Source organism: Helicobacter aurati (assembly GCF_003364265.1).
GTDB lineage: Bacteria > Campylobacterota > Campylobacteria > Campylobacterales > Helicobacteraceae > Helicobacter_A > Helicobacter_A aurati.
Genome location: NZ_NXLW01000006.1, coordinates 51,200 through 73,662 on the forward strand (window position 1 = coordinate 51,200; position 22,463 = coordinate 73,662).

The 22,463-nt window shown below is 34.8% G+C and carries 20 protein-coding genes, 8 tRNA genes and 1 pseudogene; 24 read left to right on the forward strand and 5 right to left on the reverse strand.

The genetic code is table 11. The annotated features are described in order from the left end of the window. Positions 1–11 precede the first annotated feature (11 nt). The 3 genes from CQA66_RS04290 to CQA66_RS04300 all read left to right on the forward strand — a co-directional run bounded on the left by CQA66_RS04290 (position 12) and on the right by CQA66_RS04300 (position 2,583). Entirely contained in the window at positions 12–1,022 is a 1,011-nt protein-coding gene (locus CQA66_RS04290; RefSeq protein ID WP_104763522.1) for a M23 family metallopeptidase, read from the forward strand. Next, positions 926–1,363 (forward strand): bactofilin family protein, encoded by a 438-nt coding sequence (locus tag CQA66_RS04295; protein WP_104763523.1) that lies wholly within the window; start codon positions 926–928, stop codon positions 1,361–1,363. Before CQA66_RS04290 ends, CQA66_RS04295 begins: the two co-directional genes overlap by 97 nt. A gap of 80 nt (positions 1,364–1,443) precedes the next feature. Continuing rightward, positions 1,444–2,583, forward strand: coding sequence for an efflux RND transporter periplasmic adaptor subunit (locus CQA66_RS04300; protein ID WP_233707782.1), 1,140 nt, complete (start codon positions 1,444–1,446; stop codon positions 2,581–2,583). Between the two features lie 255 nt (positions 2,584–2,838). Here the strand turns inward: CQA66_RS04300 and CQA66_RS04305 are convergent. After that, positions 2,839–3,567: pseudogene (locus CQA66_RS04305) on the reverse strand (methionine ABC transporter ATP-binding protein); the annotation flags it as partial. Positions 3,568–3,699: 132 nt separating this feature from the next. Beyond that, positions 3,700–4,716, reverse strand: coding sequence for a phospholipase A (locus tag CQA66_RS04310; protein ID WP_104763525.1), 1,017 nt, complete (start codon positions 4,714–4,716; stop codon positions 3,700–3,702). A gap of 283 nt (positions 4,717–4,999) precedes the next feature. On the opposite strand from CQA66_RS04310, the gene ccoN reads away from it, so the two are divergent. From ccoN to CQA66_RS04345, 7 genes are all read left to right on the forward strand, one after another. Further along, a complete protein-coding gene (gene ccoN, locus CQA66_RS04315; RefSeq protein WP_104763526.1) occupies positions 5,000–6,466 on the forward strand; it encodes a cytochrome-c oxidase, cbb3-type subunit I in 1,467 nt (488 codons plus the stop codon). Between the two features lie 14 nt (positions 6,467–6,480). Continuing rightward, entirely contained in the window at positions 6,481–7,179 is a 699-nt protein-coding gene (ccoO, locus tag CQA66_RS04320) for a cytochrome-c oxidase, cbb3-type subunit II (RefSeq protein WP_104763527.1), read from the forward strand. Positions 7,180–7,218: 39 nt separating this feature from the next. Continuing rightward, on the forward strand, positions 7,219–7,461 hold the full coding sequence (locus tag CQA66_RS04325; protein WP_104763528.1) for a cytochrome c oxidase, cbb3-type, CcoQ subunit: 243 nt from the start codon (positions 7,219–7,221) through the stop codon (positions 7,459–7,461). Then, complete coding sequence (locus tag CQA66_RS04330; protein ID WP_104763529.1) at positions 7,445–8,326, forward strand: c-type cytochrome; 882 nt, start codon at positions 7,445–7,447, stop codon at positions 8,324–8,326. Before CQA66_RS04325 ends, CQA66_RS04330 begins: the two co-directional genes overlap by 17 nt. Before the next feature lie 12 nt (positions 8,327–8,338). Continuing rightward, positions 8,339–8,542 carry a DUF4006 family protein gene (locus tag CQA66_RS04335; RefSeq protein ID WP_104763530.1) on the forward strand — a complete coding sequence of 68 codons (204 nt, stop codon included), beginning with the start codon at positions 8,339–8,341 and terminating at the stop codon, positions 8,540–8,542. Positions 8,543–8,831: 289 nt separating this feature from the next. Beyond that, the gene (locus tag CQA66_RS04340) at positions 8,832–9,353 is read left to right on the forward strand and encodes a hypothetical protein (protein WP_147289205.1); all 522 of its coding nucleotides are present in this window, start codon (positions 8,832–8,834) and stop codon (positions 9,351–9,353) included. Between the two features lies 1 nt (position 9,354). After that, positions 9,355–9,990 carry a hypothetical protein gene (locus CQA66_RS04345; RefSeq protein ID WP_104763532.1) on the forward strand — a complete coding sequence of 212 codons (636 nt, stop codon included), beginning with the start codon at positions 9,355–9,357 and terminating at the stop codon, positions 9,988–9,990. A 348-nt stretch (positions 9,991–10,338) separates the two neighbouring features. Here the strand turns inward: CQA66_RS04345 and ung are convergent, their stop codons facing one another. Both ung and gatB read right to left on the reverse strand, forming a co-directional pair. Continuing rightward, positions 10,339–11,031, reverse strand: coding sequence for a uracil-DNA glycosylase (ung, locus tag CQA66_RS04350; protein WP_104763533.1), 693 nt, complete (start codon positions 11,029–11,031; stop codon positions 10,339–10,341). A gap of 92 nt (positions 11,032–11,123) precedes the next feature. After that, positions 11,124–12,551 carry an Asp-tRNA(Asn)/Glu-tRNA(Gln) amidotransferase subunit GatB gene (gene gatB, locus CQA66_RS04355; RefSeq protein ID WP_104763534.1) on the reverse strand — a complete coding sequence of 476 codons (1,428 nt, stop codon included), beginning with the start codon at positions 12,549–12,551 and terminating at the stop codon, positions 11,124–11,126. A gap of 202 nt (positions 12,552–12,753) precedes the next feature. Here gatB and CQA66_RS04360 point away from each other — a divergent pair. The 8 genes from CQA66_RS04360 to cmoB all read left to right on the forward strand — a co-directional run bounded on the left by CQA66_RS04360 (position 12,754) and on the right by cmoB (position 17,185). Then, a tRNA-Ala gene (locus CQA66_RS04360) sits at positions 12,754–12,829 on the forward strand. A gap of 177 nt (positions 12,830–13,006) precedes the next feature. Further along, a tRNA-Lys gene (locus CQA66_RS04365) sits at positions 13,007–13,082 on the forward strand. 23 nt (positions 13,083–13,105) lie between these two features. Further along, positions 13,106–13,180: transfer RNA gene (locus tag CQA66_RS04370), tRNA-Glu, on the forward strand. 56 nt (positions 13,181–13,236) lie between these two features. Beyond that, a tRNA-Val gene (locus tag CQA66_RS04375) sits at positions 13,237–13,312 on the forward strand. Between the two features lie 14 nt (positions 13,313–13,326). Continuing rightward, positions 13,327–13,403 (forward strand) — tRNA-Asp (locus tag CQA66_RS04380). 100 nt (positions 13,404–13,503) lie between these two features. Continuing rightward, positions 13,504–14,676, forward strand: a complete 1,173-nt coding sequence (locus tag CQA66_RS04385) for a DHH family phosphoesterase (protein WP_104763535.1) — start codon at positions 13,504–13,506, stop codon at positions 14,674–14,676. Between the two features lie 72 nt (positions 14,677–14,748). Continuing rightward, a complete protein-coding gene (locus CQA66_RS04390; RefSeq protein WP_104763536.1) occupies positions 14,749–16,101 on the forward strand; it encodes a hypothetical protein in 1,353 nt (450 codons plus the stop codon). A gap of 1 nt (position 16,102) precedes the next feature. After that, positions 16,103–17,185 carry a tRNA 5-methoxyuridine(34)/uridine 5-oxyacetic acid(34) synthase CmoB gene (cmoB, locus tag CQA66_RS04395; protein ID WP_104763537.1) on the forward strand — a complete coding sequence of 361 codons (1,083 nt, stop codon included), beginning with the start codon at positions 16,103–16,105 and terminating at the stop codon, positions 17,183–17,185. 27 nt (positions 17,186–17,212) lie between these two features. Here the strand turns inward: cmoB and htpG are convergent, their stop codons facing one another. After that, positions 17,213–19,051, reverse strand: a complete 1,839-nt coding sequence (gene htpG, locus CQA66_RS04400; RefSeq protein ID WP_104763538.1) for a molecular chaperone HtpG — start codon at positions 19,049–19,051, stop codon at positions 17,213–17,215. Between the two features lie 221 nt (positions 19,052–19,272). On the opposite strand from htpG, the gene fabD reads away from it, so the two are divergent. The 6 genes from fabD (at position 19,273) to CQA66_RS04430 (ending at position 22,449) form a co-directional block, all read left to right on the forward strand. After that, positions 19,273–20,259 (forward strand): ACP S-malonyltransferase, encoded by a 987-nt coding sequence (fabD, locus tag CQA66_RS04405; RefSeq protein WP_104763539.1) that lies wholly within the window; start codon positions 19,273–19,275, stop codon positions 20,257–20,259. A 7-nt stretch (positions 20,260–20,266) separates the two neighbouring features. Then, entirely contained in the window at positions 20,267–21,013 is a 747-nt protein-coding gene (locus tag CQA66_RS04410) for a hypothetical protein (protein WP_104763540.1), read from the forward strand. A gap of 18 nt (positions 21,014–21,031) precedes the next feature. After that, a complete protein-coding gene (gene lpxC / locus CQA66_RS04415) occupies positions 21,032–21,937 on the forward strand; it encodes a UDP-3-O-acyl-N-acetylglucosamine deacetylase (protein WP_104763541.1) in 906 nt (301 codons plus the stop codon). A 196-nt stretch (positions 21,938–22,133) separates the two neighbouring features. Beyond that, positions 22,134–22,209 (forward strand) — tRNA-Thr (locus CQA66_RS04420). Between the two features lie 57 nt (positions 22,210–22,266). Further along, positions 22,267–22,351: transfer RNA gene (locus tag CQA66_RS04425), tRNA-Tyr, on the forward strand. A gap of 21 nt (positions 22,352–22,372) precedes the next feature. Beyond that, positions 22,373–22,449 (forward strand) — tRNA-Gly (locus CQA66_RS04430). Positions 22,450–22,463 lie beyond the last annotated feature (14 nt).

The following is a 22,463-nucleotide window of genomic DNA, read 5'->3' on the forward strand; positions in this document are numbered from 1 at the left end:
TAGAGTACTATATGAAATTTGATAAGCGACTTGTAATTATGTTAACAGATTCAAATGGTTCGCGTTTTATTAACGTGGATATGATTTTTAAGCAACTAATGGGCTATTTATTGACTTTTATTGTAAGTGCTGGAGCATTTGCCTATCTTAGTATTGCTGTTATCAAGCAAGAAATCGATAATATTAAAATCCGCAATGGGCTTATAAGTGCGAGATTTGTTGATATGCAAAAACACAATGAAGAGCTCAATAAGGCAATTCAAGTAAAAAATGAAGAGATTGCTCTTATAGGCGATAAGTTTGAGATTCTAGAAAGTAGTATCATAGGAGAAACAAAGGATATAGCCGTCCAAGATAGTTTTAAAAATCCACACAGAGTTATTAAGGACGAAAAACTGCTTGATAATGAAAACTTTACTTTGCTCAACAGGATTGATATAACTTCTGTTACTGCTTTGCAGAAGTCTTTCATTATGAAATTTATTCCAAATGGTCCGCCATTGCAGATTCCATTGCATGTTTCTGCGCCTTATGGAAAAAGATATCATCCGATACTCCATATTTACCATATACATACAGGGACTGATATAATAGCACCTATCAATACTCCAGTGTATGCTACAGCAGATGGTGTAGTGGACTGGGCTAGTAGTAGTGGCAATGGTGGTTATGGTAAGCTAGTGAAAATATCACATTCCTTTGGTTTTCGGACGTACTATGCGCATTTAAATGACATAAAGGTGCAAAGGGGACAATTTGTAAAAAAGGGACAACTTATCGCGCTTACGGGTTCTACTGGGGCTAGCACTGGTCCCCATTTACACTATGAAATTAGATTTTTAGGGCAACCTATTGAACCTATTAATTTTGTTTCTTGGGATATGCAAAATTTTAATGTAATTTTTGAGAAAGAAAGGAGAATATCATGGCATTCTTTGCTGGAGATAATAAACAATCTAATGGGAAGGAATCAGGTGCCGCTACAATTATCGCAGCAAACACAAAGTTTAAAGGCGAGGTAATTACTGACTGCCATTTTCATACAGACGGTGAGTTTGAAGGTACTATTCGTTCTAAAAATACCGTAATGGTTGGAAAAACAGGTATGATTGTGGGTGATATTTTTGCTCAAAAAGTTATTATTAGTGGAAAAGTAGTGGGCAATATTGAGGCGAAAGGTGTGGAAATTATGCCAAATGGTAAGGTAGAAGGTGTGATTGCATCAGATGAATTAGTCATTGAAAGAAAAGGCATATTTTTGGGGCAGTCACGAAATACTCAAAAAGATGACGTTCGGCTTCTTAATAATGACGCGAAGACAGAGCCAAAGATTTTAGAATCTAAGAAACAAATAACAACATGAATGATTTAAAGTTAAGTGAGTTATTACTATTGAATCCAACTATGTTTATAATTGTGTAAAATCTCATTGAGGATGGACATATGAATTTTTTATCTCAAATTAATGTTCTTTTGTGTCTAAGATCTTTCCTTATAGTGCTTTGTTTTATGCTATTGGCTTGTTCGGAAGAAAGCAGTAAGCAAGGCAAAGCCCCGGCTTTGTCTGTTGACACACAGACGGTTCACTCTCATAATATTATGCTTGATTTTGAATATCCAGCTAAACTGAAAAGTTTACAAAGTGCGGAGATTTATGCGCGTGTTGAAGGAATCTTGTTAGAACAAAATTTTAAAGAGGGTGATATTGTCGAAAAAGGCATGAAGCTTTTCAAAATAGATCCTACACGTTATAAGGTGAAGGTTAATATGGCACAGGCGCAATATGAGGCAGCCATTGCAAATCTTAACAAAAGTGCCAAAGATTGGAAAAGGGTAGAGAAACTTTATAAGCAGGGTGTATTGACTATTGATCAATATGACGATAGTTTGTATAATTATCAAACAGCGCAAGCAAGTGTAACCAATACAAAATCATCACTTGATGATGCATTGATTGATTTAGGTTATACAGATGTAGTAGCTAGTATCACGGGTAGAATCGGCATGAGAGGTTATGATATAGGGAATCTTGTAGGTAGGAATGGCGGTAATAATGTGCTTGCGACTATTACACAATTGAACCCTATTTATATTGAGTTTTCTATTCCAAGCAATGATTTTTATTATATGAGAGGCTTACAAAAGGAGAATATCTCTGTAGGTTTGATTTTAGGGGACGGTTTCTTGTATGAAAAGAAAGGTAAAATAGATTTTATTGATAGCGTATTGGATTCTCAAACTTCCTCAATCAAGGCACGAGCAACTATTGATAATGATGAGTATAAGTTATTGCCCAATCAATTTGTCCGCATTAAGCTTGAAGGTTTTGAGACGCAAAATTCTATTGCCATTCCGCAAAATATAATTATGCAGGATAAAGACGGTAGTTATGTGTATATTTTCAAAGAGGGCAAAGCTAAGCTCGTAAGGATAACGCTTGGTAAAACATTAAAAAATAATGAGATTTTGGTTACAGAGGGATTACAGGATGGAGATATACTTATCACTAGTAATTTAAAAAAAATACGAGTTGGGGATGACGTGCAACCAAGTATGGGTTCAGACGACAAACGTGAAACATAGTAAAACATTCTTGCTTGGGTAATTTATATTTTTATTAGGCATTCTTAACTGCTTCGGCATTTTTGCCGCGATAATGTTTGTTGCTTAGTATTTTTACTATTGTATGAATTAATGTTTGTGCTAGTTTTATAATTTTCTTATGCTGTTTGTAAAGATTGGTTGTGATATTAAATTAATATTACGTTGCGGCAGACAATTTATGAACAAAGAATCTCAATGAGATTTTAATTGGTTGCATTTATTTGTTTATTTAATATCTCTTTCATAAGATAGCAATTCTTGGGTCACGGTATGTTTAGGGGCAGCAAAGATTTCTCTTACATTTCCTTCCTCAACGATTTCACCATTACTCATAATGTACACCCTGTTGCATATTTGTCGCACAACTTCAATTTGATGTGTAATAAGAACGATAGTTAAATTAAGTTTTTGCTGAATATCAGCCAACAAATTGAGAATGGATTTTGTGGTTTTTGTGTCTAATGCGCTTGTTGCCTCATCGCATAAAAGAATTTGGGGGTAATTCGCTAGAGCTCTTGCTATTGCAACACGTTGTTTTTGCCCACCGCTTAATTGTTCGGGATAAACATTGGCTTTGTCGCTTAATCCTACTAATTCTAAAAGTTCTTTTACTCTCACTGTAATGTTTTGCTTTTTCCATCCTGCAATTTCTAAGGCAAAGGCAACATTGTTAAAGACATTCCGAGAAGAGAGGAGATTGAAGTGCTGAAAAATCATACCAATTTTTTGCCGTATTTTTTGTAAATCACGTTCTTTAAGGCTTGTAATGTTTATTCCCTCGATGTAAACACTTCCAGTACTGGGAGATTCTAAATGATTTATTAGTCGAATAAGCGTGGACTTCCCTGCTCCTGAATAACCTATTATTCCTATAATATCTCCTTTAGATACCGACAAATTGAGAAGTTTTATAGCATGGAATCCGTTGGGGTAAATTTTTGTAATATTGTGCAGACGTATCATTGTTGCCTTTCATTAATGAGTTTTGCCACAGCAAAAGAAGTTAACAGATAATGATAAATTTCTATTAAGCATACAATATCTTGAGACAAGAATTTGCAGTATGCGTGTTGTTCGAGAGGCGTTCTATTAGAGTCAATATATTGTACTTCGCAGTCCTATGCCCACTCTGTGTGATATTATATTGTATTCATAGAGGCTATCGCCATACCCATAAAAGTATTGTCCATATAATGAAATAAATCGGTTGAATCTAAAGGCGTATCCCAAACGTATTGAGCCATGATATTTGCTGTAATCGGAAATGATAGGAGAAGCATGCAATTCAACGAAGTGTCGGTTGTATTTGTAATAAAGTCTAAGATTTGCATACCCCATAAACTCTGCTAAGTTAGGGTTATCTCTTCTTTTGTCTATATACGGCCATGCACTAATATGTACACCAAAGTTATGAAATTCCCAAATCGCTTCAAATAAGATTCTGTTGCCAGCACTTCTAGATCGACATTCACTCGGTGTGGGGTCGTCAAAATCATTTCTAACGCATTCTTCTCCGCCAATCCCGTTGCTATAATGTATCATTCCCAAACGCAATTCCTTGAGTGTTCCACCCAAGAAGTTCCAATTGGCAGGATAGGAATAAAACAGGCTAGGTTTATAATCCGTATCTCGTATTGGATTTGAATAACGAAAATTAAATTGTTGAAACCACATGGTTTGTGTATAAGCAAAGAATAATGTCCCCTTGCTCCAAAATGCAGCTCTCCATAAGGGTACTTTTGCACTTAATTGAAATTTAAGTTCACCTCGAATGTTATTTCCGTAGATTCCATGTGGGGGAAGGCTGTAATAGTAGAGAAAATACATTCCTTCATGTTCTAAAAGTTTCATATAATATTCATAAGATTTTTCTGCCTGCCTCGATCGTTCTTTGTATGCTTCTTTATCAAAAAAATGCCTCTTTGCATTAGACCAAAAATTTGACTGTTTCTTGGAATTGTCCTTTTCTTCATCCATAAGAGATTCGTCCTCTAAAATCGCATTCTTGATTGTTAAAAGTTCTTCAGCATGAACAATGTCTATATAGAAAGAAAAAGTTAAAGTCAAGAGAATGCTTTTTACTATGAATTTATTGTGCGATTTTTGCAACATGATATAGAACCTTAGAGCTTCAAATTTTAGGATGGATTTTAGAAAAGTGGATTCTACTAAAAAATAGCATAAATAACTTAAATGCCTCTCTAATCCGAGGGTTATCTTATATTTATAAGCAATAAATAAGCTATGGATTTATTTTTAGTTATTGATAATGTTATTTTATTGATATTTATATTCTTTTGTAGAGTTAGCAACTTTAATTAAGCTATTACTAATAAATCAAATATTATAATTAATACATGCTTTAGATTAAGGTTTAGCTAAATAAGGAGAGAACATGCAGGATGGCATTAAGCAGTATGACTACTTGCTTGCAAAGTTATTTTTATTGGTTTGCATAGCCACAGGATTTGTGGGCATGTTAATTGGTGTTGTGTTGGCATTTCAATTGGCAAATCCAGATTTAAATTATATAGCGGGAGAATACTCTATCTTTGGAAGACTAAGACCGCTGCATACAAATGTAATAATTTATGGTTTCACCCTTAGTGGTATATGGGCTGGTTGGTATTATTTTGGGCAAAGAGTTCTTAAAATTACTTACCATGATCATCCGTTTCTTAGACTAGCGGGGATACTGCATTTTATTGTCTATTTGGTGGTTTTAGTTTTGGCTTTATACACTTTATTCAATGGTATTACACGTTCTAAAGAGTATGCAGAATTACCGTGGATAGTTAATATACTCGTAGTTATTGCTTGGGTATTATGGGGAACGAGTTTATTTGGTTCTATGGCTGTTCGTAAGGAAAAAGTGATTTATATTTCTTTGTGGTATTTTATTGCTACTTTTACTGCCATTTCCGTTTTATATATATTTAATCATCTTTCTGTTCCTACTTATATAGTTTCAGGTGGAATTGGCAGTATCTGGTATAGTATTTCTATGTATGCAGGTACTAATGATGCATTGATACAATGGTGGTGGGGGCATAATGCTGTTGCTTTTGTTTTTACGTCGGGTATTATTGCTCTGATTTATTATTTCTTGCCTAAAGAATCTGGGCAGCCCGTGTTCTCATATAAATTAACTTTATTTTCTTTTTGGAGTTTGATGTTTGTTTATATCTGGGCAGGAGGACATCACCTCATTTATTCTACGGTTCCAGATTGGGTGCAAAGCTTGGGTTCTGTATTTTCTGTTGTGCTTATCTTGCCATCATGGGGTACAGCAATTAATATGTTGCTTACAATGAGAGGTCAGTGGCATCTTTTAAAAGAGTCGCCTTTGATTAAATTTTTGGTGTTGGCATCTACTTGGTATATGCTCGCCACATTAGAAGGTCCGATTCAATCGATTAAGTCCGTTAATGCTTTAGCTCACTTTACTGATTGGATTATAGGGCATGTTCATGATGCTGCATTAGGATGGGTAGCTTTCACTATTATTGCAGCCGTGTATCACATGACACCTAGAATATTTGGAAGAGAAATTTATTCTAAAAAGCTTATTGATGTGCAATTTTGGATTATGACAATAGGCATTGTATTTTACTTTTCTAGTATGTGGACGGCAGGTATTGTTCAAGGTATGATGTGGAGAGATATAACCGAACTTGGACAATTGAAATATTCGTTTATTGATACAGTTATAAGGTTAAAACCTTTCTTCATATTACGTGGAATCGGAGGTCTGTTATACCTAATAGGCTTTGTTATTTTTATTTACAACATTATCATGTCAATTGTATCGGCTAAGGAGCTTGATCGAGAGCCACAATATGCCACTCCTATGGCATCTTAGAAGGGGGAATTTATATGTTTGCTTGGTTAGAAAAAAATCCATTTTTCTTTACAATTGCTTTCGTAGTTGTTTTTTCTATTGCCGGTTTAGTCCAGATCATTCCAGATTTTAGAAAATCTTCCCAGCCCTTAGAGGGGTTACGGCCTTTGACTGTTCTAGAAACGGCTGGAAGACAGGTATATATGAAAGAAGGTTGTTATAACTGCCATTCACAGCTTATTCGCGATTTTAAAAGTGAAACTATGCGATATGGTATGTATAGTTTAAGTGGCGAATATGCTTATGATAGACCATTCCTTTGGGGCTCTAAAAGAACAGGACCAGATCTTCATAGGGTGGGAGATAATAGAAGCAGCGATTGGCATGCTAATCATATGTATGAACCTACTTCAGTTGTCCAGGGTTCTATTATGCCAAGATATAGACATCTTTATGAAAAAGAGGTTGATTTTGAAACTGCCTATGCAGAAGCACTGACACAAAAGAAAGTTTATAATGTTCCTTATGATGTTGACGGCTTAAAAACAAGCGTTAAGTTGGGTGATATTCATGAGGCAAAAGAGCGGTTTATTAAAGATGCTGCTGAAGTTGTTGAAGATATGAAAAATGAACCTACATCAAAAATATTTGATGGCGGAAAAGGTAAAATTACTGAAATTGTAGCCTTAATCGCCTATATGAATAGCTTAGGTTCAAGACGTATTGTTAAATAGCTAAGTTTCAGTTAAAAGTTTTGAATCTGAGGAAATACTATGAGTCTTGAAATTTATGGGTTTGACCTTATAAGTCTTAATGCAGCCTATTTTTTTTCTATCGTTTTTCTTACTATTTGGCTATATTCTTACATTATTTATCTTTATCGTGCTCAAGCAACGGGTAAAGTGGATTATGAAAAATATGGCAAATTAGCACTTGACGATTCTTTAGACAGTAAACCTATTGAATCAATTCAAAATAATACAATTAAAGGAGATGATAATGGATTGGTTAGATGACCATATTAATCTTATTGGCTTGATTGGAGCGGTGATTATCCTACTCTTAACCATTGCTGTTGGTTGGTTCTATATAAAAAAGATGAAAACAGAAACCAATGACGGTGTTTTGACTGGACATGATTGGGATGGTATTCGCGAATTTAGTAACGACGTTCCGGTTGGTTATTTGTTTGCATTATTTGGGGTGTCGCTTTGGGCTATATGGTATATCCTTTTTGGTTATCCTCTTAACTCCTACTCTCAAATTGGAGAGTATAATGAAGAATCTCAAGCATATAGTAAGAGATTTGATTCTCTTTATGCCAATTTAGATTCTGAAAAGCTTAAATTAATGGGAGAACAGCTATTCCTTGTGCAATGTGCACAATGCCATGGGATTACTGCGGAAGGAATTGATGGAAAAGCACAAAATCTTACTCATTGGGGTAAGCTTGATGGAATTATGGACACTATTAGACATGGTAGTATGGGATTAAAAAATGATGAGGGTGAGGAATATGGAGCAATGCCCGAAGGCTTACTTACTGAGGAAAAAGATATACAAGCAGTAGCCCATTATATTATGAGTGAAATTGTGGGTGATACCAACAATACCTATGATGAAGAGTTAGTAAAATATGGTAAAGAGATTTATCATGGTGAAGGTACTTGTTTTAGCTGTCATGGAGATAATGGTGAAGGTATGGAGGGTGTAGCGCCTTCCCTACAAAATTATGGCAAAACAGAGTTCTTAGCAAATGTACTTAAATATGGGAAAAAAGGAAACATAGGATTTATGCCGTCTTTTGAATATTTAGGACTTAGCAACAAAGAAGTTGAAGCATTACAATCTTTTATTGCTTCTCGACACAAAATTCAATAATGAGGAGCAAAAATGCAGGCAATTATTAATATTTTAAACAGTTTAGTAGGCTTTATATTGGCAGTTCTGATCGTAGTATTGGCAGCAGTTATAGTTGGCTATAATGCTATACGCGTTCAACAATCTACTGCCACTACTTTTTATACTATTGATACACAGAGTTTGAAAAAGAAAGATGGTAATAACCATAAGGCATTTCAAACTGTTCAAGAATAAAGGAGATTTATATGAAATTTACACCGTTTGAGAAATTAGTAGCTTGGACTCTTGTAGGCTTTGCAGTTTTAACTATTGCATTAACACTTTCTCCTTATCAATATCTTCATGCCGTATAAAGATAAAGCCCATAGTTATGAAGGGTATTTTGCAATTATTTAGCTTGTGTATTCTAAGTGTTGTATGCCACAACCTATCTGTTGCAAATGAATTATCACAAGAGACATGTTGTAATAATTATTTTGTGGATGAGGCTAATATATTTTCTGATCTTGCAAAAAGTTCCGTTATGAAAGTATCTAGTTTGATATATAAAAATACAGGGTTTAAATTATTCGTTCATGTTCTTAAAGAAACACCGATTATGACGAAAGTTACTGATAAGAATCGCTTATTAAGTTATCAAGACAAGTTTAAATTGCGACGTGATTATGAAAATAACTTTTTATCTGGAATACAGGGTAATTATGCGGTTCTCTTTCTCTTTTATGACGATCATCATATTACGTTAAAAAGTAATGTTGATTTTTTGGATACATCTTATTTGCTTAATGAATATGCATACCCCTATTTACCTGCGGTGAGTACTTCTTCAAACGAATATAGAGAAGGGGTTAACACAGGGGTATCAAATGTATATTTAGCAATTGCCCACGAAATAGCTTCGCACTATAAGATGGATTTGAATATTCCACAACCAATGCAAAAACCGAGTGGTGGGGTACGTTCTATAATCTATATTATGCTGTTTTCTCTTATTAGTTTGTTTTTGCTTGTGTATTTTGGATTTCTTAGTAAACACAAGGAATAATATGTCTAATAGACGTACTTTTTGGCCATTGGGTATTTTGTTTATTATTCTTTTGGGAATTATATTAATTGTAGTATCCGTACGCATTTCTTCAATTCAAAGCATTGCACCAGATTCTGCTTTTAGCCAAAAAAAACTATTTGTTGATACAAATATCAATGAACTTATGAATATACAAAATCGTTTTGAGACATTTTATATTCCCTATCTTGGTATTAATAAACACCCAAATAGAGAAAGTATTTATAAGATACAGAATCCTTATTATGTAAAACCCCCTGCACCCAAAACAGAGCCACAAGAGCATATTAAATTAAAACCTGAAGACAATATGTTATTTTTGGTTTTTGCTGGACAGGCAACAAATAATAGAGATGGACAATATCCTTTAATAAAGTTTGCAGAATTAGAATTTGTACGTTTAAATATGGAGAGCAAAGAGGTTGAGTCATTTAAAGTTCCGTTACATGAATATAGAGATGAAAAAATAGAAAATAACGATGTTGTATTTGAATCAGAATCTTTCTCTTTACCGCTAAAAGGATTCTATCAAGCGAGATTTAGTATTCACGTGCAATTTCATGGAGATACTAATACACAGAAAGTATTTTTCTATCACTGGGTATTTAATACTTAATGATGCTAAAATTATAGTTTAAATCATAAATTATAATTTTAAGCTCATTAGTTTTGATAATTTAGTAAGTGTTGATATTTAATAAGTCCCGTAAGGTCGTTACTTGAATATAGTTAGCAAGAACTTGTTATTTTTTATGATTATGTACGGCATGAATAGTGGAGTTGATTCTTGTGAAAAATGGAAATTAAGCCAGTCAATATAAATTATATTGTCCTCAAAGCATTGCATTACCCAACTTGTTTTGTTTAATGTGCTTTTGTGGTTTTTGTTTTGGAAAGGATTATATACATTAATCAGAATATTTTACTTTTAGTTTTGTGTTGTATAAGAATTTGTAGAATGTGATTATAGTGACCAATCAATAGGTTCTTTGCCACGTCTTACTAGTTCTTCGTTTGCGCGTTTGAATACATTACTTCCTATAAACCCTCGCGATAGTGGACTAGGGTGAGGAGCAGCAATAACAATATGCTTGTTGCTATCAATCAGATTGCTTTTGCTTTTAGCAAAATTTCCCCATAGCATAAAAACAATCCCCTCAAGCATTTTTGAGATTCTGGCTATCACAGAATCGCTAAAATATTGCCAACCGAAATCCTTATGCGACCCCGCCTTTCCTTTCTCCACTGTGAATATTGTATTTAAAAGCAATATTCCTCGTTTTGCCCAGATAGTTAAATCGCCATGATTTGGCATTACAATATTCAAACTTTGAGAGATCTCTTTATAAATATTTTTGAGACTTGGCGGAATTGGCACTTGTCTTGGTACACTAAAACTTAATCCCATAGCTTGTGGAATCTCTTGTCCATTTGACTGAAAACTTCCATGATAGGGATCTTGTCCCAATATGACAACACGCACTGTGGCAATTGGAGTTAGGTTAAAAGCATTAAAAATTAATTCTCTTGGAGGAAAGATAGTCTGGTTCTGTGCTTGCGCCTGCTTGTAACATTTAATGATATTCGCGAAATAGGGCTTCGAGAATTCTTCACTTAGAAATTCACACCAATCTTTATTGAGCGTTTTTGGATACAAGCTTTTCCTTCATTGTGCGTAATCAGATTATTGTAGCGATTCTTTATAAATTGAAACATTTGTGGATATAAGATAAAGAATACAATATTGGTTTATTGTAATTTTTTTCTTAGAAGCTCATTTACCCTTGAAGGATTTGCGCCTTTGCTTTGTTTCATAACTTGCCCAATGAAAAATCCCAGCATTTTTTCTTTTCCAGCTTTATATTCTAATACTTTATCTGCATTTTTACTAAGAAGTTCATCAATAATTTTATGTATCGCATTATCATCATTAATTTGTTCTAATTTGAGTTCCTGAATTAAGGAGTCTATGTTGCCGCCTTTATTTTGTATTAAGTTATCAAGTAAGATTTTTGCTCCAGCACCACTGATTTTTTGTTCTTGTAGTCGTAGCAGCAACATGTAAAAACTTTCTTGTGTGATTCCACAAGTGGCAATTGTATTTCCATTTTTCAGCCTGCCTTGTAGCTCTACTGTTAGCCAAGAGCATGCAAGTTTTGGTTGAATAGAGCGTTCAACAAGAAATTCAAAATACTTTACTAAATCTATATCTTGTGTAATTACTCTTGCATCACTTTCTTTAATGCTTAATTCTTCTACGTATCTCTTGATTTTTTTGTCTGGCAGTTCAGGAATGTTTTTTCCTTCATCAAGCAGAATGGAATCTATGAATATAGGCAATAAATCTGGATCATTGAAATATCGATAATCGGCACTCTCCTCTTTTCCTCGCATAGATTTTGTAATACCCTTTTGTGTATCAAATAATCTTGTTTCTTGTACAACCTCTTGACTATAAGTATTGGCTTCAAAGGCATTACATTGTCGTTGAATCTCGTAATCTATTGCTTTTTGAATAAATTTAAAGCTATTAAGATTTTTGATTTCTACGCGCGTGAAGAATTTTGTTTCACCTTTTGGTCGAATAGAAACATTGGCATCGCATCTGAAACTTCCTTCCTGCATGTTTGCGTCGCTAATTTCTAAGAATTTGACAATAGAGTGCAGCTTTTTTAAGTAGATAACTGCTTCGTTACTGCTGCGCATGTCGGGTTCGCTTACAATCTCTAAAAGCGGCACGCAGGCGCGATTTAAGTCTACTTTAGAAATATTGCCATCGTGGATATTCTTTCCTGCATCTTCCTCTAAGTGGGCTCGTGTTATTCCAATAGTTTTTGTAACACCATTAATTTCAATGTCAAGATGCCCCTTGCCTACAATTGGAATCTCAAATTGACTAATTTGATACGCTTTAGGTAAATCTGGATAAAAGTAATTTTTTCGTGCAAATAAAGAGTTTTGGTTAATGGTGGCATTAATGGCTGTGCCAAAGGAGATGGCTTTTTTGAGTGCTTCTCGATTGAGTACAGGCAATGCCCCTGGTAATCCTAAACACACTGGGCAGACGTTGGTATTAGGAATGTCTCCAAAGTTAGTTACACAAGTGCAAAAAATCTTAGTTTTTGTGTTTAACTGTACGTGTACTTCTAACCCAATAATTGCTTCAAAACCGCTCATATTTGTCTCCAGTTAATTTATGTTTTGTAATTTTAATAGTACGGAGTAAATAAAGTTAATTTGCAAGTTTTTGAGAATAAATGGTTTTTTAACGCTTTGAGATTTTGGGTATTTTGCGGAAAGTGCTTGAACATTTTTTAAATGCCTAACCAATTTCAACTTGTATTAAGCACAAAGCAGTTATAATGCGCAAAGAGAAAGAGGGGTGTTAGCTCAGCTGGGAGAGCGCGACGCTGGCAGCGTTGAGGTCAGGGGTTCGAATCCCCTACACTCCACCATATTTTATATTTGTGATTTAGAATGTTTTTGACATTGATGAGATAAGGTTTTGCTACTTTTACAAATTTTCTTAATTGAGGTAACTCTATGAAGGATTTGCAAATTTAAAGATATATGAATTAAATTCTTGACTTTATTGGTAAAATGGAGTATAATTCTGGTCTTTTTTGCAAAATGACCCGTTAGCTCAGCTGGTAGAGCAATTCCCTTTTAAGGAATGGGCCGTTGGTTCAAATCCAACACGGGTCACCATTGTTGCAGCTATTTATCGTAATGGCCCCTTCATCTAACGGTTAGGATACCACCCTTTCACGGTGGCTACAGGGGTTCAAATCCCCTAGGGGTCACCATTATGATTATTAAACCTTATAATCTTAAGACGATTAAGATATGTTGATTCTTGCTTGGTCGCTTAACTCAGTTGGTAGAGTGTCACCCTTACAAGGTGAATGTCACAAGTTCGAGTCTTGTAGCGACCACCAATAGGGTTATACTTGGAGCAGTAGTTCAGCTGGTTAGAATACCTGCCTGTCACGCAGGGGGTCGCGGGTTCAAGTCCCGTCTGTTCCGCCACTTATTTTACATAAACGACTTTCTACATTTATTTTATAAAGCGATAAATCCATTTTGGCTATAATACTTCATTAAAGATTTTTATATTAAAGAAGTATTTATGAAAGTTTTTCACCTCTCACATATTGATTTAGATGGCTATGGATGTCAACTCGTTTCACGGGAATTTTTTCAAGATATTACCTTTTACAATGCAAATTATGGTAGAGAAGTCGCAGTTCGTTTAAACACGATATTGAATGCTATTTCTAGTTATAAAAAAACTACAGCCTCAACGGCTATGATTTTTGGTAAGCCCGTTCCAATTCACGTTGATACAAGCGACACGTTAGATTCTAAACAAAAATTTATTATCCTGATTACAGATTTGAATCTTACACCTAGTGAATCGAAGTTTCTCAATGAACAAGTAGCCGCTTTAAAGTTGGCGCAGTTAGATGTTGAAGTTATACTCCTCGATCATCATGCAACAGGAGAAGAGAGTGCAGAGACATACAATTGGTATTATTTAGACGTCAGTCGATGCGCAACAAAAATCACTTACGAGTATTTTTTGAATAGATTTGGATTAGAATCTCATGTGCAAAAGTGGTTGAAACCTATGGTAGAAATGATTAACTCTGTAGATATTTGGTTGGAAGATGGTTTTGGATTCGAATTTGGCAAGGTGGCTATGAGTATGATTGCGACAAGCAATGAAATTAATCGTTTTATGTTTGATAAAGAACATAGAGAATATAAGTTAGATTTATTGCAGCGGGCTTCTCATTTCCTAAGAAAATGCAATTCTAATAAAGCGGGAGGTTTGATTGATGGTATGGCGTTTGATGAGGTAGATTTTGATAATGAATTGTTTTTTCTCAAGAAAGCTGCATTAGGCGGAGATAGGAATAAGGAAACGATGGATAATATTGTTTCCCGTGCGTTAGTGAAGCTCTTGGAAGAAAAAAAAGAAACGTGTAAAGTGTTTTATGAAGATAGAATGGGGTTTTTGAGTTATTGTATGGGCGGAATCTCCGTTGTAGCGAATCGTTTTTTACATAATAATGCTGAATTTGATTTCTATATTGATGTAAGTAATAGGGGGAATGTAAGCTTGCGTTCTAATGGGAAATGTGATGTTAGTATGCTTAGTCAAGCATGTTTTAATGGTGGAGGGCACAAAAATGCAAGTGGCGGACGCATGGATGGTTTTAAGGAGAGTTTTTTGTATGACGATATAAAATCACAAGTACAAGAATTTCTTGAAATGCGAGATGAATGGAATCTCTAAATAAGCGGATTGATGAAATAACTCGCATTTAGATTCCATCAATTATGTGGAAGCAGAAATCTAAGGAAAACCATGAGGTTAGGTAAAGCATTGGATATACTTTATGGGACATTGCTTAATGATCCTTATATTAGTTGTTTTCATGGTATGGCTTCTACGGTTCATGGGGGGAATGTTAGAGATTCTCATATTAAACAAGAATCTTTGCAAGGCGCGCTTTTTTTTGCGGTTGATAAATGCGATATTGCAGAAGCAGTTAAGCAAGGAGTATACGGCATTGTTTTTGAGGGCAAAGCTGATATTACAGACAATGAAATAGCGTGGATTAATGTAGAGGATATTCATGCGAGCATTAAAAGACTCGTTCGTTACTTAATTGGCGAATCAGAATCTCATGTGATGCTTGTAAGTAAGCTGGAGCTTTATATTTTAAAGAGTATTGCCCCTCACTTGGCTATTTGCGATGCGAATTCCTTGCCAGATTCGTTGCAGTTCTTTTATACACATTATAAGTTACATAGTAGCGAAGAATTAGATTGCAAGAATGCGTCCGCTTTTTCTCATTTTGTTTTTGCAAGCATTGAATCTTTGCAAGAAATCGACATACCAAAAATATATTCTTACTATTATAAAATGACATTTCAAGATACAGAGCCTGATGTCATTACCATTCGTAAAAATAACGATACTATTTTTAAGTTATTTTCCTTTAATCTTTTGGAATCCAAAATTATTTATCGTGGATTATCCTATGTGCTGGGTATACCTTTTATTTTTTTGCCTTTTGTTAAAAGTGTGCTTGCATTACTTGAGTGGACTTTGTTGCATGAGTGCGAATCTCCAGGACGCAACGTATCGCATGCGCCAACACTTTTCTCTCAAGATTCTAATATATCGAAGTTATGTTCGTATAATTTAAAGTCTTTGCAACACTTTGAACTTTTTGAGATAGTGCGACATAGACATTTATCTTGCAATTCTTCAGCGTATAAAACTTTGATTTTTTGTAAGAATCCTGAGGTATTAGCTCTTTCACGTTGGGGTGTGCAAGATTTTTATTTCAGTAAGGAAGCTATGCAAATTATGCAAAAAGTATTGCCACGAATCCACGAGCCCTCTGTTGATTTGCTGCTTGCAGAGTACTTTGATTTACAGGCAGCACATTTGCGGCTTCTTTCCCTTTTCCCTCACGGGCATACATTTGGTAAAAATAGAGCAAAAAGCAATCTTAATCATAGTAAGCTCACTTTTGCTCATTATAAGCATTTATATCAGATTCTTTATAAAGCACCTTTTGATATAGCAATTATTTATGGGGTGTCCAAGGTGGAGTTTGCGAGAATAGAATCTCTTAATAAAACCATTATTAATGTGCCTAAGGGGCAACAATATTTTTTTGAAATAAACGATAATATGCAGCAGTAATATGAGCCGTCAATCAACTATACAAGAAGAAACATATCAGAATCTTACCCGAGATTTTACTACACAAGAAATAGCCAATCTTGAATCCGCATATAACCTTACCGTCTTACAAAGAATTGCGAATTTACAATCGAATATCAACATGTGTTTTAGTGTCCTTGATTCAAAATTAAGTGCCTATTTGCGAGGTATGCAATCTCAAACTACATCAGAATCATTGCAACAAATGTCTGTTATAGCACAAGCTTCTACGTTAAAATCTGCTAGCAATTTATTAAACGGAATACATATTGTTTTTGATTTGATTCCGCAAGATACACAATTTGCATTATTGCGTCAACTTGTATTTCTGTTGAAACCATGGCGTAAGGGGCCTTTTTATTTGCGCGATACGACAAAACATTTCCTGTTTATAGATTCTGAATGGCAGAGTCATATTAAAATGCAATTGGTATTGAACGCATTTGAGAAGTTAAATTATCAGATAGCAGGCAAAGAAATCTTAGATGTAGGCTGCAATAATGGGTATTACATGTTTGATTTAGCACTGCGCGGCGCAAAAAGCATTGTGGGTATTGATCCTGTCGCGACATTCTTTTTGCAGTTTTATCTTATTATGAAACTTACAAGATTAAGCAATGTTTCTTACCGTCTTTTGGGCGTGCAAGATATTGAAAGACTTGGCAAAAAATTTGATTGCGTTCTTTGTATGGGTGTTTTATATCATAGACAAGAACCATTACATACACTTAAGCAACTCAAAAGAGCATTGAAGAAGGATGGAATCCTCATTATCGAAACACTTATTATTGATAGTCCAGCACCTGTTGCTTTATTGCCGTATCCGACTTATGCCAAAATGACAAACGTTTTTTATATTTTTAGTCCAACTGCGTTGCAGAATCTTGCATTGAAAGCGGGTTTTAGTGAATGTGAGTTAATAAGCTTTTCTTATACAGAGAACAGTGAACAAAGAAGTACGCAGTTTATCGATAAGCAGAGTTTAGGAGATTTTTTACACGTTCAACATACAATAGAGGGTTATCCCCCTGCTTGTAGAGGGATATTTGCGTTATGTTTGTAAAAGTTTATTGTAGTAGATCTTACTAAATTACACTAAATTTTTCAGTAGTAATTCATGCACATTATCAATATATGCTTTAGAATCTTTAAGGCTTTGCCCCTCTAGGATTTTTGCACCATTGAAAAGTACAAGGCAATATTTATCGCGTAGTTCTTTTTCGAGAGTGTTAATTTTTTGTATCAATTCATGTTGAATGTTTATTTCGATATTTTTCTTTGGTTCGGGCATTTCTTGTCCCATTTGTCGCATAATTTGTTCCATATAGCTCATTTGTGAGTTTTCTTCTGTAAGGGCTAGTGGCGAGTTAATATTATCGATTAAGTGTACTTCATTTACTCCGTCCAATGCCTTAAAGGATTCTATTAAATTTGCAAATTCTTTTTGCTTTTCTTCATCTACTGTCGTTTTGATTTTTTCATCTGCATTTTTATTGGTTACATCAAGCCATTTGATGCCTTCATATTCGCCAATTTGTGGAATGACAAAATTGTCTACTTCGTCAGCAAATAACAAAATATCATAATTTTTAAATTTTTCTAACACAGGATTGTTCTTGATAGAATCTAAATCTTTGCCTATTGCGTAGAAAATGTTTTCTTGCCCATCTTTCATATTCTCTTTGTACTCTTTTAGGCTGATATTCTCACCTTTGTTATATGAGTATGCTCGCATAAGGTTTAGTATTTTTTCTTTATTTTCACCATAGTTATAAAGCCCCTCTTTGAGCACTTTGCCATATTTTGCATAGAAATCTTTATATATTGCCTCATCTTTGCTAAGAGTTTCTATCATGCTAAGGATTTTTTTAACGGAGGCGTTCTTGATTTGCTCTAAAATTTTATTTTCTTGCAGAATCTCACGACTTACATTGAGAGGCAAGTCATCACTATCGATGATTCCATAAATAAAACGTAAATAGGACGGCAATAGTTCTTTGTCATCATCAGTAATGAATACGCGTTTTACATAAAGTTTCACATTTGATCTATAATCCATACGTTGCATATCAATAGGTGGAGTAGTTGGTATATAAAACAGACTTTTATATTGCAAATTACCTTCGGCAAGTGTATGGACATATTTCATGGGTTTTTCTCTGTCGTAGGAGATAGTTTTGTAAAATTCTTCATAGTCTTCTGCTTTAAGCTCATTTTTATTGAGAGTCCACAATGCTTTTGCGTTGTTAACTTGTTCGCTTTTGAGTTCTTTTACGGGGTCTTTGCCTTCTTCCTTTTTTTCTTCTTCATAGTGAATGATAATAGGGAATTGGATATGATTCGAATATTTTTTGATGATGTTTTCTACGCTCCAGCGATTAACAAATTCTTTATGTTCGTCTTTGAGGTAAAGAGTAATTTCTGTGCCATAGTTGTCTTTACTTGATTCTAAAACTTCGTATTCTCCGCTGCCATCACTTATCCATGTCCAAGCTGTAGAATCTAATGCTTTTTTTGTATTAACGATAACTTTTTCTGCAACCATAAAGCAGGAGTAAAATCCTACGCCAAATTGTCCTATAAGGTTTGAATCTTTCTTCTTATCGCCACTTAGGGATTCTAAGAAGTTTTTTGTTCCACTTTTTGCAATTGTACCTAAGTGATTATGCAAGTCGTCTTCATTCATACCAATGCCATTATCTGCAATACGTAGGATTTTTTTTTCAGCATCAAAACTAATATCAATTTGAGGTTTGAAGTCCATTGTTTTGTAGTTATCGTCGCTTAGAGTAAGATGATTAAGCTTGTCTAATGCATCACTAGCGTTTGAGATAAGCTCCCTTAAGAATATTTCTTTATTAGAATATAGTGAGTGTATCATTAAATCTAATAGCTGTTTGATTTCAGTTTGAAAGGCTTTCTTTGCCATAATATCTCCTTTTGAGTAACGTAAATAATTAGCAATTATAACATAACTTTGATAAATAAAGACAAATCTAAATATTTTTAATAAATAAACTTTAGTGTATCAAAGTAAAGTTTATTTATTGATATAATATAATCTACCTACATTCCTCTGCCTAGTTCTGGATGAAAATTCAAGAGTTTTTAGTTATAATCTAAAATTTTTAATTTTATAGGAGATAGAGAATGGCGGATTCTAAAAAACGTTTCGCTTTTATTTATCCTGGGCAAGGATCGCAAGGTCTTGGTATGGGAAAGAACTTTAGGGAGAATTTTAGTATTGCTAAAGAACTAAGTCAACGAGCCAGTGAATGCCTACATGTTGATATGGATAAACTATTAGAGAGCGACGAAGAAAAACTTAATCAAACACAATATACGCAACCAGCGATATTTCTAGTAAGTGCTATGGCGCATGAGATTGTGAAACATGAATACGGAATCGTTCCTGATATTTGCTTCGGACATTCATTGGGTGAAGTGAGTGCCTACTGCTTGAATGGCGATACAGATTTCGAAAGTGCTATTATGCTAACGCATAAGAGAGGTGAGTTGATGTTTCGCGCATGCAGCGGAGAATTGCAGACGGATTCTATGAGTGATAATCTCCATTCTTCAAGTGATGAGGTGGGCATGTTAGTGTGTTTGGGCTTGCATGCGCAGAAAGTCGAATCTCTTTGCGCAGGCTTACAACAGAAGGGCTTACGTGTTTGGCCAGCAAATTATAATCTTGAAACACAAGTTGTTTTAGCTGGCATCAAACAAGATTTACATATAGCCGCAGAGGAATGCAAACGGGCTGGAGCAAAACGCGCAATGTTATTAAAAATGAATGTTGCAAGTCATTGTCCATTATTAAGTGCGGCAATCCCCCCTTTTAAAGGTCTTTTAGAAACGAATATTCAAGATTCAACAACACGGGTTATATCTAACGCAACGTTAGAGCTTTATCATACAAAACAAGAAGCCTTACGTTTTTTGACAGAGCAGCTTATTAGCCCTGTTTTATACTATAAGACAGTATTAAAAGCAAAAGATTTGGGAATCACACATTTCATTGAGTTTGGACATGGGAATATATTGGCTGGATTAAATAATAAAATTGCCGATGTTCCTACAATAAGTGTTAGTAGCGCAGAATCTTTGTGCTTATTTGAGTGCTTGTTGCAATGAGGAATTAATGGTTAAAACAAGACAAAGGCGAATGACAATTTTTGAGTTTCAGGAAGGAACGACACAGGAGATTTTGCGCTATATTCAACATAATAGGGATTTATTGCAAAATCATTGTTTGGCTTTTCATGTGATGCCAAATCAAGAAGTGGAATCCTTACTGCGAGAGTTACAAATTAACTATTTCATTATTCAGAATCAACAATGTTTTCAATCAATCAATGCGTTAAAAGATTCTATAACGTCGCTAGATTCTGTTTCGAATGCTGCCATATCCTATAATAAGACGTATAAAGCTATGTCTTTTATTGTTGACGACAATAATGAAGAGGAAAAGGTTGTTTATACATCACGGCATGCAGATACAAACGCTATGGATGCTAGTCATAATCAAGATAATATTTTTTCTGTTGTTGCAGATTCTAGCCTCTTACCGTGTAAAATTTTTAAACGTCCTATTCGAAGCGGAGAGGAACTTGTATTGCGATCGCATAATGTTTTTCTTAGAGGTATTAATGCCGGAGCATTTATTAGAAGTTATGGAAATTTAGAGATATACGGAAAATGTGAAGGGACATTGGAATGTTTAGGCGAGTATATCATTATCAGACAGTTTACTATGGGAAGAATTAGTTTGCAGGGCATAAATTTGGAAAGGAAAATGCTTGAAAGTTTAAAGGAGAATAACGAAGTAAGAATGATTTTTATAGAAAATGCTACAATAAGGGTCATAACACTTACGGAGTATAATTAGCTTAATAAGGAGTTCTAAATGAATCAAAGGACTATTGCAAAACGCATTGAGCTTGTAGGTATTGGGTTACATAAGGGTGTGCCAGTAAAAATGACTTTAGAGCCATTGCCTAGCAATAGCGGTATTATTTTTTACCGTAGTGATAGTGGCACAAGTATTCCACTTTGCATAGAAAACGTTATCGATACAACAATGGCAACCGTAATAGGTAAAAATGGGGATAAGGTCTCTACAATTGAACATCTGCTTTCTAGTATTTATGCTTATGGTATTGATAACTTACGTATTGTTCTTGACAATGAAGAAGTGCCGATTATGGATGGTTCTAGCATTGGCTTTTGTATGTTGTTGGAGGAAGCAGGCATTCAAGAGTTGGAAATGCCCAAAAAAATTATTGAGATTGTTGAAAACGTCGCAGTGGAAGACGGAGATAAATTTGTGCGTTTAGAACCAAATCAGGACATGGTTTTTGATTTTAAAATCAGATTCCCACATCAAGCAATTCGCGAACAACATTACAATTTTACTTTTACTACGCAACGTTATAAGGAGGAGATTGCACGTGCTAGAACCTTTGGTTTTTTACATGAAGTCAACCAGTTGCGTGCTATGGGGTTAGGACTCGGTGGAAATTTTGATAATTGTATTGTGCTAGATAAAAACAAAATACTCAATAAAGGCGGACTTCGTTATAAAGAGGAATTTGTACGACATAAAATTTTGGACGCACTTGGTGATATGTGTTTGCTCGGCATGCATTTTATTGGGGGTTATTTTTCTTTCGCGGGTAGCCACAGATTAAATCACTTGTTGACAAAAAAACTCTTAGAATCGCCAACCGCCTATAGAGTTATAGAATTGGCTAAGGATTCCTATAAATCTGCTAGTTATGCAAGGCAGGCAGTATCTTTAACTTCATTTTAAATACAAGATGTCAATAATGATATGGCAATTTTTCCCATGTTTAGGTTTTATACGTAGAAAGTGAGATATAAATATTAGATAGTTATGGCACATGATAGTATATTGTTAATACTAATATTTGTGTTTTTGTTTATTTTGCTTGACTTTAGCAACTTTTTTCTCTATAATTCTAGTTTTATTTTTACAATGTTGTTTTGCTGGTTTAGCTCAGTTGGTAGAGCAGCTGCCTTGTAAGCAGCAGGCCGGGGGTTCGAGTCCCTTAACCAGCTCCATGTAGCTTCTCTGTTTTTGAGATAGTATTATAGATTCAGTGTTTGACCGGTTTTTGTGGTGAGTTACTCAAGTGGCCAACGAGGGCAGACTGTAAATCTGCTGTCCATGACTTCCGTGGTTCGAATCCACGACTCACCACCACTCGGATTATTATAGAATTTTGCGGGAATAGCTCAGTTGGCTAGAGCATCAGCCTTCCAAGCTGAGGGTCGCGGGTTCGAGCCCCGTTTCCCGCTCCATATTCTTTAAGTAT

Coding starts and splice junctions, on each gene's coding strand:
- CQA66_RS04290 (WP_104763522.1), top strand. CDS start 12: ATGAAATTTGATAAGCGACTTGTAATTATGTTAACAGATTCAAATGGT.
- CQA66_RS04295 (WP_104763523.1), top strand. CDS start 926: ATGGCATTCTTTGCTGGAGATAATAAACAATCTAATGGGAAGGAATCA.
- CQA66_RS04300 (WP_233707782.1), top strand. CDS start 1,444: ATGAATTTTTTATCTCAAATTAATGTTCTTTTGTGTCTAAGATCTTTC.
- CQA66_RS04310 (WP_104763525.1), bottom strand. CDS start 4,716: ATGTTGCAAAAATCGCACAATAAATTCATAGTAAAAAGCATTCTCTTG.
- ccoN (WP_104763526.1), top strand. CDS start 5,000: ATGCAGGATGGCATTAAGCAGTATGACTACTTGCTTGCAAAGTTATTT.
- ccoO (WP_104763527.1), top strand. CDS start 6,481: ATGTTTGCTTGGTTAGAAAAAAATCCATTTTTCTTTACAATTGCTTTC.
- CQA66_RS04325 (WP_104763528.1), top strand. CDS start 7,219: ATGAGTCTTGAAATTTATGGGTTTGACCTTATAAGTCTTAATGCAGCC.
- CQA66_RS04330 (WP_104763529.1), top strand. CDS start 7,445: ATGGATTGGTTAGATGACCATATTAATCTTATTGGCTTGATTGGAGCG.
- CQA66_RS04335 (WP_104763530.1), top strand. CDS start 8,339: ATGCAGGCAATTATTAATATTTTAAACAGTTTAGTAGGCTTTATATTG.
- CQA66_RS04340 (WP_147289205.1), top strand. CDS start 8,832: ATGAAAGTATCTAGTTTGATATATAAAAATACAGGGTTTAAATTATTC.
- CQA66_RS04345 (WP_104763532.1), top strand. CDS start 9,355: ATGTCTAATAGACGTACTTTTTGGCCATTGGGTATTTTGTTTATTATT.
- gatB (WP_104763534.1), bottom strand. CDS start 12,551: ATGAGCGGTTTTGAAGCAATTATTGGGTTAGAAGTACACGTACAGTTA.
- CQA66_RS04385 (WP_104763535.1), top strand. CDS start 13,504: ATGAAAGTTTTTCACCTCTCACATATTGATTTAGATGGCTATGGATGT.
- CQA66_RS04390 (WP_104763536.1), top strand. CDS start 14,749: ATGAGGTTAGGTAAAGCATTGGATATACTTTATGGGACATTGCTTAAT.
- cmoB (WP_104763537.1), top strand. CDS start 16,103: ATGAGCCGTCAATCAACTATACAAGAAGAAACATATCAGAATCTTACC.
- htpG (WP_104763538.1), bottom strand. CDS start 19,051: ATGGCAAAGAAAGCCTTTCAAACTGAAATCAAACAGCTATTAGATTTA.
- fabD (WP_104763539.1), top strand. CDS start 19,273: ATGGCGGATTCTAAAAAACGTTTCGCTTTTATTTATCCTGGGCAAGGA.
- CQA66_RS04410 (WP_104763540.1), top strand. CDS start 20,267: ATGGTTAAAACAAGACAAAGGCGAATGACAATTTTTGAGTTTCAGGAA.
- lpxC (WP_104763541.1), top strand. CDS start 21,032: ATGAATCAAAGGACTATTGCAAAACGCATTGAGCTTGTAGGTATTGGG.